This window comes from Pseudomonas sp. C32, assembly GCF_030417915.1.
In the GTDB taxonomy this organism is placed as follows: domain Bacteria; phylum Pseudomonadota; class Gammaproteobacteria; order Pseudomonadales; family Pseudomonadaceae; genus Aquipseudomonas.
This window is the reverse complement of the sequence record NZ_JAUHUK010000038.1, coordinates 1-18,049: the sequence shown is the minus strand read 5'-3', so window position 1 is coordinate 18,049 and position 18,049 is coordinate 1. Positions and strand designations below refer to the sequence as shown.

The following is an 18,049-nucleotide window of genomic DNA, read 5'->3' as shown; positions in this document are numbered from 1 at the left end:
GGCGGTGTGTCATTCAGCGGATTTGCCGGCTGTTAGTCCATCGCGAGCAAGCTCGCTCCTACAGGAATGAATTCCATTCCAGGCATCTGCCGGTTCAATCATCCTCATGCAACTTGATTCCCCGCTTATGCAATACATAGGGCACCAGTAGCACCAGCAACGTCAGCCCCAGGAAAAACGCCGAGATCGGTTGCGTCAGGAATATCGTCCAGTCGCCCTCGCTGATCGACAACGCGTTACGCAGTTGCTTCTCGGCCATTGGCCCGAGCAGCATGCCGACGATCACCGGCGCGACCGGGAAGTCGAAACGCCGCATCAGCACCCCGCCCCAGCCAATCCCCAGCATCAGCAACAAATCGAAGGAAGAGTGGCGCATGCCGTACACGCCGATGGTGGCGAACACCAGAATCCCGGCATTGAGGTACGGTCGGGGGATTTGCAGCAACTTGACCCACAGCCCCACCAACGGCAGGTTCAGCACCAGCAGGATGAGGTTGCCGATGTACAGCGAGGCCACCAGGGTCCAGACCAGATCGGCAGACGTTTCGAACAGCATCGGCCCCGGTTGCAGGTTGTAGTTCTGGAACGCCGCCAACAGGATCGCCGCCGTGGCAGACGTCGGAATGCCCAGGGTCAGCAACGGCACCAACGATCCCGTCGCGCTGGCGTTGTTCGCCGCTTCCGGGCCGGCGACGCCTTCGATGGCGCCCTCGCCTTTGTTGGCGGAAAACTCCTTGGGATACTTGCTGAGTTTGCGTTCGGTGGAGTACGACAGAAACGTCGGAATCTCCGCGCCACCGGCCGGAATCGAACCGAACGGAAAACCGATCAGCGTGCCCCGCAGCCATGCCGGCACCGAGCGTTTCCAGTCAGCGCGGGTCATCCATAACGAGGTCAGGCGGTGCCGGCCTTCATTTGACTCCGTCTGATAAAGCAGGTTGTACAACGCCTCGCCGACGGCAAACAAACCCACCGCCACCAGCACCACTTCGATGCCGTCGACCAGTTCGGGAACCCCGAGGGTGTAGCGGGCAATGCCCGAGGTCGAGTCCAACCCGATCAGGCCGATGGTCAGCCCGATACCCAGCGAGGCGAAACCGCGCAGCATGGAGGCGCCGAGCACCGCCGACACGGTGGTGAACGACAACACCAGAATCGCGAAATATTCCGTCGGGCCAAAGTTCAGCGCCAACTTGGCCACGACCGGTGCGAACAGCGTCAGTAAAATCGTCGCGATGGTGCCGGCCACAAACGAGCCAATCGCAGCCGTGGCCAGCGCGGGGCCGGCGCGCCCGTTGCGGGCCATCAGGTTGCCTTCCAGCGCCGTGACCATGGAGGACGATTCGCCGGGCGTGTTGAGCAGGATCGACGTGGTCGAACCCCCGAACTGCGCGCCGTAATAGATACCGGCAAACATGATCAAGGCGCCGGTGGGGTCAACCTTGGCGGTGATCGGCAGCAACAACGCCACCGTCAGTGCCGGGCCGATACCGGGTAACACGCCAATGGCCGTGCCGAGCAGACAGCCGATGAAGCCCCACATCAGATTGATCGGCGTCAGCGCCGCCGAAAACCCCATCGCCAGGCTTGCAAGAATGTCCACGGTGTCAGTCTCCGTTCAGATCCAGGCGTTGATCAGCGGCGGCAGGGACACGCCGAGCCCGGCGTTGAACAGCCAATAGATCGGCAGCGTCAAGGCGATGCCGATGGCCAGGTCCCGCAACGGGTGACGGCTGCCAAAACCCCGTGCTGCACAGACAAACAGCAACCCGGCGGACAATACGAAGCCGATGAAATTGATCAGCACCGCCACGCCGACAAGCCCCGCCGTCACCCAGGCGGCACCGGTTTTTCCGCCCGGTACCGTCGCGGTTTCGGTGTTGTCCAACTCGCGAAATCCACCGGTCACCGCCTGATAACCCAGCAACACGCCCACCCCGCCGAGAAAACCCGCCACCGCATAGGGATAGACGTAGGCCGGGAGGATGACGAAGCCCATTTCCGGCGGAAAGCGAAACGCGCCCACTGCGAGCACGATGCTGATGGCGATCAGGCCGATGCCGATCGCCAACTGTGCTGGTACGACGCTGCGCATTCCGGCCATTTCAAAGCAGCCCGACCTTGACCAGCATGGCGCGCAACCGCACGTGCTCTTCTTCGACGAACTTGCCGAAGTCATCACCGGTCAGCACGCTCGGCGTCCACGCGTTGGTCTGGAGGTTGTCCTGCCAGACTTTGGCCTTGCTGGCCGCCACCACCGCATCGGTGACTTCTTTACGCTGCTCGGGCGTGAGACCCGCCGCACCGTAGACACCGCGCCAGTTGCCGATGATCACGTCGTAGCCACTTTCCTTGAGCGTCGGTGCATCAATCCCGGGCACCCGTTCCGGCGCGCCGATGGCCAGCACGCGGAATTGTCCGGCCTTGATGTATTGGCCCAACTCGGCATAGCCGCCAGTGATCACTTTGAGTTGGCCGCCCAACGCCTGGGCAACCACTTCACCGCCCCCGCCGAACGCCACGTAGTTGACCTTGTTGACCGGGACCTCCAGTTTGCCCGCCAGCTCGGCGATGCCGATGTGGTCAATCGAGCCCTTGGAGCCACCGCCCCAGGTAATGCTCGTCGGTTTTTCCTTGAAGGCCTTGATCAAGTCGTCGAGGGTCTTGAATTCCGATTCCTTGCGCACCGCGATCACGTTGTACTCGGTGAACAACCGGGCAATCGGCGTCACGTCCTTCAAGGTGATGGGCGGTTTGTTCTGTTCGATGCCCGCGACCATGATCGCGCCCACCACCAGCAGCGCATTCGGGTCGCCCTTGGTGCTGTTGGCAAACTGCGCCAGGCCCAATGTCCCGCCGGCGCCGCCCTTGTTTTCGAAGGTCACGGATTTCGCGACGTTGGCTTCAACCAACGCCTTGCCCAACACCCGGGCGGTCTGGTCATAACCGCCGCCGACCGAGCCCGGGGCCATGAACTTGACCGTATCGAGCGCCAGGGCTGGCGTGATGAGTGCGGCAGTGGTGACGCCGACGGCCACTAACTGACTGAATCGACGAAATAAAACGGACATGGGTTGTTCTCCCGAATGAATTGTTTTTATAGGTGCCGTTTGTCCATCGAGCGCAAGCCTCTGCGGCGCTTTTGAACATGGGCCTGCGGACAAGCGTAGGTCATGGCGCCAGTGACTGCCTGCTCTGCCCAGCACGGGTCACAGCCGGATACATTCTTTTGAGACGAGTGCGCACAATGCTGACTGACCATCTTGCGCTTCATCGCTCGAAGCTCCTTCAGCCAAAAAAACCTCGACCGTGCGTGTCTTGACCTAACCTCATAGGTTTAGTGGCCCACACCCATCGAGCTAGCCTATGTGCAATGCGTTGAAATCGCTGATGTTCGTCGTGTTCGTGGTTTTCGGGCTGAGCAGCCCAATGCTGTCGGCGACGCCCCTGCTCGACGCACCTGCCGACCGTTTGACCCCGCCCTCCATCAGCCTTTCCGACAGCGAACTGCTGACACTGCAAAACCAGCTCGACAATCTCAAGCAACAGGTTTCCAAGGCCGCCAACTACACCCAGCTTGAAGGCTCGCAAAATGTGGTGCAGGCGTTGATTCAGGAATTGGATCGCCTGACGACAGCGCTGCTGCCCGAACAGGCGCAACTGCAAGCCCAACTCAATGTGCTGGGTCCGGTGGCGACCGACGAAGGTGGGCTGGTGACATCCGCCATGGCGTCCCAAAGAGCGGCGCTGAGCGAACAAAAGAATAAGGTCGATGGTCAGCTCAAAACCCTGGCGGCGCTGAAACTAAGTGCCAGCGAACTCATCACCCAGATTGCCGGGTTCCGCCGCAGTCTGCTGGAAACAGAGGTGACCCAACAGACCAGCAGCATTCTGAGCCCGCGGTTCTGGTCACCCTTGTTTGATCTGCCGCAGGACGACCGCCAGCGGTTCATCGCCCTCATCCAGCAACTCAAGACCACGCAGGAGGCGGCCTGGCAACCCGGCCAACGCTTGATCACGGCCGGCCTGCTCCTGCTGGCGCTGGTCATATGGACCGTGGGGCGCAGACTCGCCGATCGGGCGCTGACCTGGTTGTGCATTCATCGCATGCCGGAAGGCCGATTGCGCCGCAGCTCTCTGGCCCTGGCTTCCGTCATAGCTACCCTGTTGACCGCGGGGTTAGCCTTGGAACTGGTGCATTTTGCCGGCACCCGCCAGTTGCCTTTCACCCCGCTGATTGCCGATCTGGCCGAATACCTGGAAAAACTGGCCTATACCTGTGTGCTGATCACCGGTTTGAGCCGTGCCCTGCTGTCGACGCAACATCCCACTTGGCGCCTGCCCGCCATTGCCGATTCCGTGGCACTGGAGATCGAGCCCTACCCCCAAATACTGGCCGCCCTGTTGCTGGTGATGGTGACGCTGGTGCAGATGGGCAATGTCACCGGCATGAGTTCCGAGATCGTGCTGTTTGGCCGGGGCATCGTGGCATTGGTGGTAACACTGGTGATCGGTTCCCTGCTGCTGCACGTCAGCAAGATCCGCCGAACGCTCGCAGCGGCCGGTGAGGCGCCGGAAGCTTTCACGACGTTCGCCGGGCTGATTTACGCCTTTGCTGGCATTTCCGTGGTGGTTTCCCTGTTCGCCCTGTTGATTGGCTACGTGACAATGGCCAGGTTCATCACCTACGAATTGGTGTGGATCTACATCATTTCAGCCGGTTTCTACATGCTCACCCAGGTGTTCACGGACACCTGCGAATACGTTTTTTCCCCCAAACAGCCCACGGGCAAAGCCATCAAACAATTGCTGGGCATCGGCAATCCACGCCTGGAGCAAATCTGCACCGTGCTGTCCGGCGTCGGCCGCGCCGCGTTGATGCTGATTGCGATCATTGCGCTGTTTGTCGGCGGTGTCGGTACGACACTCAGCCAACTGGTGACCAACACTTTTTCCATCCTCGGCGGTGAAGGGCTGCGCAAGCTCAACATCGTCCCGGACAACCTGCTGCATGCCTTTCTCGCCCTGGTCATCGGCATTTACCTGATTCGCTCGTTACGCCGCTGGCTGGACAACGAGTTCTTGCCGAAAACCGAAATGGACCCCGGCATGTGCGCGTCACTGAGCACGCTGTTCGCCAACCTCGGCTATGCCTCCGTGGTGCTGCTGACGCTGTCGTCGCTGGGGATCAAGTGGACCAACCTGGCGTGGATCGTCAGTGCCTTGTCGGTGGGCATCGGCTTCGGCCTGCAAGAGATCGTCAAGAACTTCATCTCCGGCCTGATCCTGTTGACCGAGCGCCCGGTCAAAGTCGGCGACCTGATCAGCATCAGCGGCGTCGAGGGCGACATCCGCCGGATCAACGTACGCGCCACGGAAATCCAGCTCGCCGACCGCTCGATCGTGATCGTGCCCAACTCGCAGCTGATTTCGCAGAACTTGCGCAACGTCACGCTGGGCGGCAGCGCCCAAGGGGTAGCGACACTGGAATTGATGTTCCCGTTGGGCATCGACCCGGAGCAAGTGCGCAGCCTGCTGCTGGACACCTACACCGAACACGAATCCATCCTGGAAAAACCGGCGGCGTTCGTGCGCTTCAGCCAACTCAAGCCTGAAGGCATCACGTTGACCATCACCGGTTACGTCGCCAGCCCGCGCATGGTCGGTGCGATCAAGAGCGAGCTGCTGTTTGAAATTCTCAAGCGGCTGGGCGCCGCCGGGATCGAACTGGCGAAACCGCCAGCGGCGTGACGCACATCCTGTAGGAGCTGCCGAAGGCTGCGATCTTTTGACCTTGATGTTAAAAGATCGCCGCCTCGTTGCACTCGACAGCGCCTACAGGTTTATCAATGGGCGATACACACCGACTTCAGCTCGGTGTAAGCCTCGATCACCGCACGACCGAACTCGCGGCCCATGCCCGATTGCTTGACGCCGCCGAATGGCATGGCCGGGTCGAGCAGTACGTGGGCGTTGACCCAGACCGTACCGGCTTCGATGCGCGGCACCAGGTTCATGGCTTTGCCCAGGTCGTTGGTCCACAGGCTGGCGGCCAGACCGTAGCGGTTATCGTTGGCCAGGGCGATGACGGCATCTTCGTCGTCGAAAGGCATCACGCCCAGCACCGGACCGAACACTTCTTCGCGGGCCACGGCCATGCTGTGGTCGATGTCGGCCAGAATGGTCGGCTGCACAAAGAAGCCATCGCCTTCCAGCAATTCGCCACCGGTGACCACGCGTGCACCTTCCTGGCGGGCCAGTTCGATGTGTTTGAGCACGCTTTGTTGTTGCTTGCGCGACACCAACGGGTTGATCGCGGCGTCGCAGTTCATTCCGTCGCCGATTGGCATCGACGATACGGCCGCCGCCAGGGCTTCAACGAATTGGTCGTGGATCGAGCGGTGCACGTAGAAACGCGAGGCCGCCGCGCACACCTGGCCGTTGTTCAGCAGACCGCCAAGGATCGCGCCTTGGACGGCTTTTTCGATGTCGGCATCAGCGAGCACGATCATCGGGTTCTTGCCGCCCAGTTCCAGGGAGAAGCGCGTCATGTTCGCCATGCACGCCACGCCAACGCTTTTGCCCACGGCGGTGGAACCGGTGAACGACACCTTGCTCACCAGCGGGTGCGCAGTCAGCACGCCACCGACCGAAGCACCGCCACCGGTGACGACGTTGAACACGCCTGCCGGAATGCCGGCTTCCAGGGCCAGTTCGGCCAGGCGCATGGCGGTCAGCGGGGTTTCCATTGCGGGTTTGATGATCACGGTGCAACCGGTGGCCAGTGCCGGCATCAGTTTCCAGGCCGCAATCAGCAACGGGAAGTTCCACGGCACAATGCCGACCACCACACCCACTGGCTCACGCTTGGTGAACGCAGTGAACTTGGCACCCGGTGGCAGCGGGATCGACACGTCGAAGGTCTGGCCTTCGATCTTGGTCGCCCAACCGGACATGTAGCGCATGAACTCCACGGTGGCGTTCAAGTCCAGCGCACGGGCCATGTTGATCGACTTGCCCTGGCTCAGGGTTTCCAGTTGGGCCAGTTCTTCGGCGTGCTCTTCGACCAGACGGGTGAAGTTCAGCAGGATGCGCTCACGATCTGCTGGACGCAGGCTCGACCAAACACCGGATTTGAACGCCTTGTGCGACGACTGCACGGCACGCTCGACGATGTCCAGCGGTGCATCGAGGGTTTCGCACAGGGTTTTCCCGGTGGCCGGGTTGACCACGGCGATACGGTCGCCTTCGGCCAGTACCCACTGCCCGTCGATGAAGCAGCCATGCTCGCGTTCGAGGAATGCAGCAACCTGCGGCAGAATTTCAACGTTGCTCATGAATCACCTTTCGTTCAAATGTAGGAGCCGGCTTGCCGGCGAAAGCGTCTTGACGGACGGTGCAAGCCAGCGCCTACAGGGGGTGGTTGGTTGTCAGTCGGTAATCCGACTGATCAGTGTTGTTCTTTGAGGAAGCACACGACCGCCTGGCGATCGTCGGCGGACGCCAGGCCCATGTACGGCATGTAAGTGCCGGGCACGAAGGCCTGGGGTTGGGTGATCAGTTGCGCAATGTTCTCGGCCTGCCAGCTGACGTCTTTGTCTCGCATGGCCTGTGAGTAGCTGAAACCCTCCAGCGAACCCGACTTGCGCCCGTAAACACCGGACAGATTCGGCCCCATCATGCCCATCGTGCCCTTGGCCACCGCGTGGCAGACGCCGCATTCATTAGCGAACACTTCAGCGCCACGGCGCGTGTCCGGCACACACTCGGCGGCAACGACCGCTTGAGCCAGGGTGAAGGACAGCAAACCAACCAAAGACAAACGCAACGAGGTGAACATAGGAAACGACCTTGAAAATCCACGCACCCGCCAGCAGACGAGCGCCAACACTAAAAATGCCGAGGCAACGGTGCTTCGGCAGGTTGGTTAGGATTGTCGGTGGTCGCCGCCACGCAGGTTTTGCCCTGCGTGCCAGTTGTGTTGGCGGTTGTGCCAGATTGCGCATTAGAAACAGCGCGTGCATGTATGCGACATCAGAAGCTCCTGTTTAGCTGAGCTGAGAGGCGATGAACTCGTTATTTTTTTCGAGCAGAAGGCGCCGTTAACACAGGTGCAGCCGACGCCCGGATAAAAGCTTCATCCAGAGTGCTTGCACCGTAAGAGTCCAAGAACTCTTTACCTGAGCTAAACGGTACAAACCGTCGCATGCTGATCATATAAAAGTTGTCACAGTTGCTCACAACCTCCTCGATGTTATGTGAAGACACTAAAATTGCCGCTCCCTCACCAGCAGCTCCACGCAAACACTTCCAAATGTAGTGCCTAAACTCGGGATCAACTCCAGCAGTGGGTTCATCCAGTATCACCAGATCCGCCTCTACAGCCAGCAAAGATAGAGTAAAGAACCAACGCTTTTCGCCATAGCTGCAAACAGAAGACTTCTTGTTCCAGATTTCCTTATATCGCTCAATTATTTCCGGGCTCCAGACAGCGAGCTTTTTCAAAGCATGCTCTTGCGACATTCGGATTGGAGAGCAAAGTAACGTAGTCATTTTAAAGATATCGGACATACGCAGCACGGGGGGCGTCATGATCGTCTGTGATAAATAAAGCTGCCTGACGAACCTATTGACAAGCTGCCCTTCTTTTGCCTTTTTCAAGCCGCACACAATATCGAAAAACGTAGTCTTTCCAGAGCCGTTTGGACCCAGCAGACCGGTAATAGAGCCTGGAGTCACACTGATAGATGCGTCATTGAATATTGTCTTTTCAGAATATTCAAAACAAAGCGACCTAGCTTTTATAATACCCATCAATATCGACTCCACACTGGATTTATGCGCAAGAATCGCAAGGACAACAAGAACACAGCAATGAAAGAAAAGAAAACTCCCAATATCAAAATCGGGTGCTTTTCAACCCCTCCAACCATAATTTTATTTGCAATATACAAAGGATTAAAACCTTTGATAAAATCCAATACAGGATGCAAATCACGAACACTTATAACACCCAACACAAGCATTCCAAATGACGCAACGGAGAAAACTGTATTGGCATTTTGAAAACTAACAGGCAACAAGCTCAACAGAATCCCAGGCACACAAAACAATACATAACAGATATAAAACCGAGAAAAAACCAATAAAAACTGAGCCACATCAAAGCCTCCAAAAGAAAAACATGTCATTACATAGAAAGCGGCACAGTAAACCAAAGAAATAAGTGAGCATGCAAAAAACTGCGCCAACATAAATATCAGCCTGGCGTGGAATGTATATACAAACGATCTAATAAACCCACTTTCTCTTCTGCCCACGATGTAAAAGGAGAAGCCAAAAAAAGCGACACTTGAAGAAATATAAGCGTGAAACCAAGAAGTGCTTTCTAAATAGCTCATACCCGAAGGATAAAGTTCTCCTCTGGAGTATGCCAGCAAATAATAGGTTGCTACAGGCGAAACAATAATCCAAAAGAGCGCAACAGGTTCTTTTAGCTGCTCCTTCACAAACAGCCACGTAAGTTCTAAAGATCTTGATATTGTAAAAGCTGTCATGAGCCACCCTTTTATGGAAATGGAACCATAATTTTCTTCCGATCAGAAAATATCTGCCCCATAAATCTCTCAGAGTATTTATTGCGGAAATTTATCCCCCTAGAGTTATTCATATGCAAAAATAAATCAGGAGAAACAAACTTGCAGAAAAAATACAACCCGTTCTGTATCACAAGAGACTTTACGTAGAGATAACCATCAATCCGCTGAGACTTGAGCACAGCCAAAAGCCCAGACAAGTTAAACTCAAGCGAAGACCCTGACTTGTCGGACCCACGGAGTTTGACCGAAGTTATCTCCTTGTATGTCCCATAGGTGTTACAGCTTAAAAAATACTTCAAATATGAATCTTTAACCTCTTCGACGTCACTCTCAGTAGCTCGAAACAAATCGATGAATCTGTAGGTTTGCCACAACTCATAGATTGATTTCTCAAGTGCGCTGCTTAACGTTTCCGCATACGACATTCCGGCACAATACCGAACGTGACGTTTATTATCTTTTTGACCGTAAACAACCAACAAACATACACCTGGGTAATCTTGATCCGATATATCGATAACCGTAATCTCACCTGACTTGCATAGTGCATCGTATAACATTTGAGTACGATTTCCACTCAGGGCTATTATAATGTCAGACGGAAGAACCAGCCGTACGCATTCCTTTGTGAGCCAAAATCTTGCCAGGAACTGCCTTTCCAAATACTCCTTTATCGACCCAAAAGCTGCATTCTCAAAGCGGTAGTGAAAACTACAACCGCATGTATCTCTCCGCGGATATATTGCATTTTCACTTTCTATTTTATTATAGTTAAGAGAAACGCACGCGGTAGGTATGTGACAGCAAGAAAAATCCGACACACGCAACACCTCCGTCAAATTATATGAATGCCTTGCAAGCTGTGCGGACGACAAACCACCTTCATTAGTTTGAGAAAAAGCATAGATAAATTTTCCAGCCTCTAATCTCGTCAATGAATAATTGATCCCCCCTACTACGTCGGATTTAACCTCCATATAGAAATGCCGTCTTTCAAAGTACTCACCTAGCGCCGTTTTTATAGAGAAGGAACCGCTCCCAATTCCCGACCCTCCGTTTAACCAAGGGTCTTCCACTTCGACAGAGGACGGAAGAGACAGTAAGCAGGCTGGCTGAAAAATCAGCGCACCAGGTAACGTTGAGTAGTGACTAGAATTATATAGAATCACATTGCTCACCAATGAAGTGCACACACACAGGAAAGAAAAGAGTTGGATTAAGACCTATTGCCTTACACAGCATCGTGTCTGTATACGCGGACCACAACCTGCATCGCAGTCCAAGCTTTTTGGCTTGCAATTCGATCAGCATGTAAATTGATCCAACCTCCATAAGCGCAAGCCTGTACCCTCGATATCTGTACTTAAATAGTGTTTTAGGTATGTAAACGGCATAAACTATCGCTATACGAGGTGTGCCAATACTGCCTGGAGATGACAAAATTGCCCTCTTAACATCATCGATGCTTTGCGTGCCCTGCATTACTTCAAACCTCTTCGACCGCGGTAGTAAATGCAAGATTTTTTCAGGACATGGCCAACTTTCCTCATCATCCATCAGAGAACAAATAAACATCTCAACTGGATATAGCGCGCCACCGCTTGGATATCCACGCTTATAACTATCTTTTCTGGAGGAAAGCACAGGAGATATTAGCTTTTCCAGCTTCGAAAAAACTACATTCGTACCGGAGAACATTTCACATGAGTCATCACGACAAATATCCGAACCCAAATTCAATTCAGAGCGAACAGCGAATTCCAAATTTAGATCCGGGTAAAGCCGGAGTTCATTCCCGGTCAACTGAGCAAGCTGCTCATCGCTGACATTATGAAGACGAGTAGCATGTTTGAATGCATCATGGATCGTATAATTCCCCTTTGCGTGGAATTCCAAGGTTTCCGCATGAACAGTTGAACACATGAACTTCAGATAATAGTCATGGGGTATATATTTCATCTCTGCACCCTCAAACAGTCGCACATATACCAATGAGAGGCCGAGACATCCCTCACGAAGTTGCCATTAAAATCAACATAGGAGTCTTGAAGTACATTATCCTGATAACGATATTCACTACCAGGGTTCGTTAGCAGCTTTATTTTTTTTACAATCGCCCCAACAACCATTGAGCGCTGCAGGATATTTAGCGAATCGGCGGGAACGGCTATATGCTTATTCTTGCAGAAATGAAGCAGCCTTGACCAAGTATTCCTGCCACTATGATATTCCTCATAGTTTATCAGCCTATCTATGCTACAAAAATGACATGGATTTCCGACTTTCGGCAAGTACGGCTGACTGATACAGAACGAATTACCCGAGCGATAGCAAACACTGATCGCACTGTCCGGCGCAGCACTTACAAGATCGAAGTATATTTTCTTAATAAAATCATAATCATACTTCATGCAAGCGATTACAATGTAGCACTTCTTACTTAAAACAATGTCCTTGAGCGAGTCTGAGATATCACTTATTTCTAACGGGGTATCGATCTCACTTCTTAACAATGCCTCCAGGTCGGTGGTCTTGCCCCAGTCATGGGCCACAATTGTTTTCTCAAAGTAAATCTCACCAGCGTCTTCTTTAATAGAGAGCGCTTTTTCTAAAAAGCCATAGGCAGCTTCTGGATTTAAGCCATGCTCCGACAACATCTCAAGAAATTCAACCTTTGAAATATTCTTATAATTTTGCAACTTAGTCAGAGCTGCCAACAAAGATGGCGAACTGATCTTCGAAACACCTTTCCTTGAAACCACTAAATTACCAGAGTGAAAATTAAGTATTTCGTAGCTTTGTATATTTAACATCATCCAGTTCCTTTACATGGCTTTTCTGGCTAACACCAGAAAAGCCATACTTGATGAATTGTCAGTCGTTGTCGGACGATACCTGAGGAGTTACAGCGTTCCCTCCACTCCCACCGCTTCCGCCACTCCCGCCACTACAACCGCCGCCGCCCCCACATCCGCCGCTACCTCCACATCCGCCTTGACCGCCAGACCCTCCAGCCATGTGTGGGCATGAGCCGTATTCAAACTCATCACCAAGATAAAGAACGTCTCCAAAGTTTTCGCTGTTCATCATTGATTACTCGCTATTAGAGGAAATGCCACCAAAGTTAGTGACCCTTCTATATCTAGTGACTTCCAGAACTTCACGCAAGAGGCCATTTTTTAGTGCGTAGGAATTTTCATTCAACATCAAAGGAAAATTCATGCGGGATTTCCGGATCGTTTTCCGTTCACTTTCGGTTTAAAAAATGGCATCGCACTGGCAGACATCTATAAGTACTTAAAAGCTAAAACCAAAGCCGACTCAAAACTTAAACAAACCGAAGATCACTGAATTCAGCGCTCTGTAGGACGGAGTAAGAAATTTCTTTCTTTTTCAAATGATATTTTTTTGAAATTGGATTTTTAATTTTAAAAAATACGATGAGCGGTAACTTTGTTGGTCGTATGCCGGTCTGTGGTGAGGTTCTAACTGGCGACGATACTGTCCGCTACGTTGTAGGCTTTGGTGTATGGGGATGTACTGCCAAGTCCGTGCAGCAGGAAAAGAAACGCACTCGTCTACAGAGCTTCAAGCGATGCGGAGCTACCGAAGGGTCGAGCCGCGTTCGGACGATCATTTGAGCTTATTTTTTGAAATCAAGATCAACAGATCGCAGCCTGCGCCTGCGCCTACCGGGAATTGGTTGCGCTCATTTCATATACCGCTTGCGATACTCACCCGGCGAAACGCCAAACCGCGCCTTGAACGCCGTGGAGAAATAGCTCGAATCGTTGAAGCCCCACTCATAGCCCAGCGCACACAGCTTGCCCTCGCCCCGGGCATGGCGCAGTTGTTCGGCACAGAGGTCGAGACGGCGGTTTTTCACGTATTGCGCGACCACCAGGCCGTGTCGGGAAAACAGCCGATACAAACCGCGCACGGAGACGCCAACCTGCGTCGCCAGCCATTCCGGGCACAGTGCTTCGTCACCGATATGCTCATCAATAAAGCGTAACGCCTTGCGGAAGGTGCGTGCCTGGGGAGAATCGTCCACGTTGCTCGCGCCCATTGCCGGACGCAGCAGGCTGATCACGGCGTCCAGCGTCGCTTCGCTTTCGGCATGGCTAAGGCGCTGTTCCGTTGAGCTGAGGATCAGGCGCTTGGCGAGCCCGGCCATCGGGGCCGAGGCCGGTATGCGCTGCGCCGGTTTCACCGTGGTAAAGCGCAACTGCTGCTCCACCCGCTCGCGCGGCAGGATCAATGACAGCTGGCGGGCGTTGTTGCGGTAGACGAAGTTGCTCGGACGAGTCGAATCGATCAGCGTGATATCCCCCGGCATCAGGGTGATGCAACTGCCCTGCTGCTCCATGACCGCTTCGCCGGCAAGTTGGAACGCTGCGTAATAATGCGCGCCCTCGCCCTGATCGATCTCGTGCTGAGTGCGGAATAATTGAGCCTGGGACACGTCGACGAAACTCATCTTCAGTTCACCGCTGCGGCACTCATCGATCGAACCCGCGAACTGCGGGCCCAACAGATTGGCACTGAAACACCCGCAGACCTGGTTGACCTTGTCGAGCCACTGATCAAAGCGCTCGACCTGTTGTGCATTGCTCATCACAGCCTCATCCATCGCATTATTCGCTGCGAGGCGCCCTGCACGTTTCGTTCCCGCCCTGCTCCGCCCGCAAACTTCAAGGCCTCCAGACAAAAGCGTGCGCGATAACCGCGCAACGCCCCAAACGGCGCACCAAAACCTGACGACATGGCAACGCGCCATGCAATCTGGCATGCACAACCAACTAATTGGCAAACAGGGAAAAGGCCAAATAAAAGTCGCGCCGTAGTATCCGGACAGACCGCAAACCTGCGCTCAAGAACAAGAACGGATGCCACACCATGCTCAAGTCCCCCTTGCTTCGTCTCTCGACGCTCGCGCTGATGATCAGTGCCGGCAATGCCGGCGCGTATGAACTCTATGCCGATGACGACAGCCACCTGAACGCTACCCTCGAAGCCGTGTTCGGCATTTTCCACAGCCAGGAAAACTACGCCCTGTCCGGTCGCCTCAGCGAAGGTTCATCGTCGTGGCGCGAGGGCTACATCAAATACGGCTTGAGCTTCGATCAAGGCCTGGGCGGTGTGGGTACCGCGTACGGCGCGGCGAACATGCTCAGTTCCGGCACCTGGGGCGACGGCGATGCCGCCGGCTTCACCGATGGCTCGGAACGCACCACCAAGTTCGAAGACGCTTACCTCGGCTGGCGCTCGGCGGATCTGTTCGGCGCATTGGGCAGTGACGGCATCGATGTGTCCTTCGGCCGCCAGAACATTGTGGTCGGCGACGGCTTCCTGATCGATGGCGACGCACTGAACCTGGGTAACGGCCTGGCCGACGGCGAATTCAACCGTGGCGGCGCCTACTACCTGGCGGCGCGCAAGGCGTTCGACGAAACGGCGGTGCTGCGTATCGGCGGCAAGGAAGGCTGGCGCAGTGACCTGATGTGGCTCAAATCCAACAACCGTGGCCAGGCCATGACCGAAATGTACGTCGGCACCCTGGAGCACGTAGCCGAGGCCGGCACCGTTGGCCTGACCTACGTCGACACCACCGATGTCGATGAACAATACGCCTCGCCGATCCAGCTCGAACGCGACGGCATGAAGACCTACAGCCTGCGTGCAGCGGGCAACGCCGGGGTGAAAGACCTGTTCCTGTCCGGTGAATACGCCAAGCAGGACAAACCTCACACCGCCACCGAAGACGCCTGGTACCTGGAAGCGGGCTGGACCTTCTCCGACGCAGTCTGGACACCGAGCGCCAGCTACCGCTACAGCCGTTTCTCGGAAGGCTATGACACCCTGTTCTACGGTTTCAGCCGTGGCTACGGCACCTGGTTCCAGGGTGAAGTGGCGGGCAACTATGCCGGGCCGTTCAACAGCAACTCGCGCATCCAGAACGTCACGCTGAAAGTCGCGCCGCTGGAAAACCTGAGCGTTGGCGCGATGTACTTCAACTTCGACACCATCGACCGCAACCTCGGCAACACCGATGGCCACGAAGTCGACCTGTACGCCGAATGGCACGTCAACGACCACCTGACCGTGATGCCGCTGGTGGGTATCTACCAAGCGGACAAGAGCGCTGAAAACGGTGGGACCCAACTGGGTAACAACGACCAGAACGTCTACGCCCAGGTGGTGTTCGCTACCGGTTTCTAAACTCGGCCGTGGGCAGTGGCCACGCCATTGCCCACGTGGAAAAAGGTATTTCCATGCACAAAACCTTCCTGACGATCCAGAGCAAGATCGCCCTGCTCGCCGGACTCTGCCTGCTGTTGGTCGTGGGCTTGCTGATGGGGTTGACGCTGTATCAAACCCACAAAAGCAGCCAGCAAGTGGCCGAGGCCAGCAGCGGCATGCTCGCCAGCGCTGCCAAGGAACACATGCAGGCCCTCGGCACGGTCCAGGCCATGCAAGTGCAGCGCACCTTCATGCAGACCCACGAATACGGCCAGGGCTTATCGCGCTATTTGCTGTACCTGCGACAACTGCAACACCAGGGCAGTCTGACCCGCCAACAACTGCGCCAGGAGCTGAGCACCCAGCTTCATCAGGCACTCATCGACAAGCCCGACCTGCTCGGGCTTTATGTCATTTTCGAACCCGATGGTCTGGACGGCGCCGACGCCGGTTTCGTCAATCAAGCCGCGTTGGGCAGCAACGAAACCGGTCGATTCGCCCTGTATTGGGTGCAAAGCAAACCCGGCGAACTGCAAGCAGTCATCGGCGACGAAGGCCTGCTCGCCAACACCGAGCCGGGGCCGAGCGGCGCACCGTACAACGCCTTCTACACCTGCGCCCGCGACACCCGCCAGGCCTGTGTGTTGGAGCCGTATTTCGATGAAGCCTCGGGCAGCCGCAAACTGGTGACCAGCGTGGCGTTCCCGCTGCTGGAAAACGGCAACGTCATCGCCGTGGTCGGGCTCGACATCAACCTCGCCGCCCTGCAACAGAACAGCGAAGCCAGCGCCCGCGAACTGTTTGATGGCAACGGTCAGATCAGCATCGTCAGCCCGCACGGGGTGATTTCCGCCAGCAGCGAGGACGTCGCTCGCCTCGGTCAGCCGATGGACAATGCCGAGGTCATGGACAGCTTGCGCCAGGGGCAGGCCAAGGTGTTTGTCGATGCGCAGCACATTAAAGTCCTCGAACCGCTGGCGCCGATTGCCGGGGCCGCACCGTGGGGTATTTTGGTGGGTGTGCCGCAGAGTGTGTTGCTGGCACCGGTCACCACCTTGCAAAAAGAACTCGACGCCCAAGGCGTGCAAAGCACCGCGCTGGAACTGCTGCTCGGCGGTGGCTCGGCCCTGCTCGGTCTGCTGTTGATCTGGTACACGGCGTTGCGCATTACCCGGCCGCTGCAAGTGCTGACCAAGGTGATGGAAGATATTTCCCTCGGCGAAGGCGATTTGACCCGGCGCCTGCAAGTGCAATCGCGGGATGAAATCGGTCAGCTGGCCACAGCCTTCAATCGCTTTGTCGAACGCATTCACCACTCGATGCGCGAAGTGGCTTCGGCGGCTGTAGGCGTCAATGAAGGCGCCCGCCGTGTGTTGGTGGCGTCGAACTCGTCGCTGAGCAATTTCGACGATCAATCCACCCGTACCAACAGCGTGGCCACGGCCATCAACCAATTGGGCGCCGCCGCCCAGGAGATTGCCCATAACGCGTCCGATGCTTCGCAGCAGGCGTCGTCCGCACGGCAACAAGCCGAGGATGGTCGTCAGGTCGTGCAGCGCACGATTGAGGTAATGAGCGAGCTGTCGGGCAAGATCAGTGCGTCGTGCGCCAACATCGAAGTGCTCAACGACAAGACCGTGAACATCGGGCAGATCCTTGAGGTGATCAAGGGCATCTCGCAGCAGACCAATTTGCTGGCGCTCAATGCCGCGATTGAAGCGGCGCGAGCCGGTGAAGCGGGCCGTGGGTTTGCCGTGGTCGCAGACGAAGTGCGCAGCCTGGCCGGCCGCACCCAGACCTCGGCGCTGGAGATCCAGCAGATGATCGAGGAGCTGCAAGTGGGCGCACGGGATTCAGTCACCACCATGACCGAAAGCCAGCAGCACAGCGAAGAAAGCGTCACCATCGCCAACCTCGCCGGCACCCGCCTGGGCAGCGTGACCCAACGCATCGGCCAGATCGACAACGTCAACCAGTCTGTCGCGGCGGCCACCGAGGAACAGACCGCGGTGGTCGAGGCGTTGAATATCGATATCACCCAGATCAACACCCTGAACCAGCAAGGGGTGGAGAACCTGCAAGCGACATTGCGTGCTTGTACCGAGCTGGAGCAACAGGCTGGACGGTTGAATCAGTTGGTGGGGAGTTTTCGGATCTGAGATTAGCGTTGCCTGACCCGACGCCATCGACAGCAAGCCGGCTCCTAC

General features: G+C 55.8%; 14 protein-coding genes. 3 read left to right on the top strand and 11 right to left on the bottom strand.

Features of this window, described 5'->3' with window-relative positions:
- Positions 1–94 precede the first annotated feature (94 nt).
- From QYH43_RS26530 to QYH43_RS26520, 3 genes are read right to left on the bottom strand one after another with little or no spacing between them, the layout of a single operon-like run.
- Positions 95–1,603, bottom strand: a complete 1,509-nt coding sequence (locus QYH43_RS26530; RefSeq protein WP_095057725.1) for a tripartite tricarboxylate transporter permease — start codon at positions 1,601–1,603, stop codon at positions 95–97.
- A 15-nt stretch (positions 1,604–1,618) separates the two neighbouring features.
- Complete coding sequence (locus QYH43_RS26525; RefSeq protein WP_095151336.1) at positions 1,619–2,104, bottom strand: tripartite tricarboxylate transporter TctB family protein; 486 nt, start codon at positions 2,102–2,104, stop codon at positions 1,619–1,621.
- A 1-nt stretch (position 2,105) separates the two neighbouring features.
- A complete protein-coding gene (locus QYH43_RS26520) occupies positions 2,106–3,071 on the bottom strand; it encodes a tripartite tricarboxylate transporter substrate binding protein (protein WP_095057723.1) in 966 nt (321 codons plus the stop codon).
- Positions 3,072–3,366: 295 nt separating this feature from the next.
- Between QYH43_RS26520 and QYH43_RS26515 the strand changes: the two genes are divergently transcribed.
- Entirely contained in the window at positions 3,367–5,751 is a 2,385-nt protein-coding gene (locus tag QYH43_RS26515; RefSeq protein WP_301158482.1) for a DUF3772 domain-containing protein, read from the top strand.
- A gap of 95 nt (positions 5,752–5,846) precedes the next feature.
- Here QYH43_RS26515 and QYH43_RS26510 read toward each other — a convergent pair whose 3' ends face one another.
- The 8 genes from QYH43_RS26510 to feaR form a co-directional block, all read right to left on the bottom strand.
- Positions 5,847–7,337: an aldehyde dehydrogenase family protein gene (locus QYH43_RS26510; RefSeq protein WP_095057721.1), complete on the bottom strand. Its 1,491-nt coding sequence runs from the start codon at positions 7,335–7,337 to the stop codon at positions 5,847–5,849.
- 113 nt (positions 7,338–7,450) lie between these two features.
- Entirely contained in the window at positions 7,451–7,840 is a 390-nt protein-coding gene (locus QYH43_RS26505) for a cytochrome c family protein (RefSeq protein WP_095057720.1), read from the bottom strand.
- Between the two features lie 236 nt (positions 7,841–8,076).
- Positions 8,077–8,814 carry an AAA family ATPase gene (locus QYH43_RS26500; RefSeq protein WP_301158481.1) on the bottom strand — a complete coding sequence of 246 codons (738 nt, stop codon included), beginning with the start codon at positions 8,812–8,814 and terminating at the stop codon, positions 8,077–8,079.
- On the bottom strand, positions 8,814–9,557 hold the full coding sequence (locus tag QYH43_RS26495) for an ABC transporter permease (RefSeq protein ID WP_301158480.1): 744 nt from the start codon (positions 9,555–9,557) through the stop codon (positions 8,814–8,816). Before QYH43_RS26495 ends, QYH43_RS26500 begins: the two co-directional genes overlap by 1 nt.
- An 11-nt stretch (positions 9,558–9,568) precedes the next feature.
- Positions 9,569–10,768: a YcaO-like family protein gene (locus QYH43_RS26490; RefSeq protein WP_301158479.1), complete on the bottom strand. Its 1,200-nt coding sequence runs from the start codon at positions 10,766–10,768 to the stop codon at positions 9,569–9,571.
- On the bottom strand, positions 10,755–11,558 hold the full coding sequence (locus tag QYH43_RS26485; RefSeq protein ID WP_301158478.1) for a SagB/ThcOx family dehydrogenase: 804 nt from the start codon (positions 11,556–11,558) through the stop codon (positions 10,755–10,757). Before QYH43_RS26485 ends, QYH43_RS26490 begins: the two co-directional genes overlap by 14 nt.
- Complete coding sequence (locus QYH43_RS26480; protein WP_301158477.1) at positions 11,555–12,412, bottom strand: McbB family protein; 858 nt, start codon at positions 12,410–12,412, stop codon at positions 11,555–11,557. The genes QYH43_RS26485 and QYH43_RS26480 overlap by 4 nt, the downstream gene beginning before the upstream one ends.
- 896 nt (positions 12,413–13,308) lie before the next feature.
- Positions 13,309–14,217 carry a transcriptional regulator FeaR gene (feaR, locus tag QYH43_RS26475; protein ID WP_301158476.1) on the bottom strand — a complete coding sequence of 303 codons (909 nt, stop codon included), beginning with the start codon at positions 14,215–14,217 and terminating at the stop codon, positions 13,309–13,311.
- Between the two features lie 281 nt (positions 14,218–14,498).
- On the opposite strand from feaR, the gene QYH43_RS26470 reads away from it, so the two are divergent.
- Together QYH43_RS26470 and QYH43_RS26465 are read left to right on the top strand one after the other, a co-directional pair.
- A complete protein-coding gene (locus tag QYH43_RS26470) occupies positions 14,499–15,821 on the top strand; it encodes a hypothetical protein (protein WP_095057718.1) in 1,323 nt (440 codons plus the stop codon).
- 53 nt (positions 15,822–15,874) lie between these two features.
- Complete coding sequence (locus tag QYH43_RS26465; protein WP_301158475.1) at positions 15,875–18,001, top strand: methyl-accepting chemotaxis protein; 2,127 nt, start codon at positions 15,875–15,877, stop codon at positions 17,999–18,001.
- Positions 18,002–18,049: the final 48 nt, after the last annotated feature.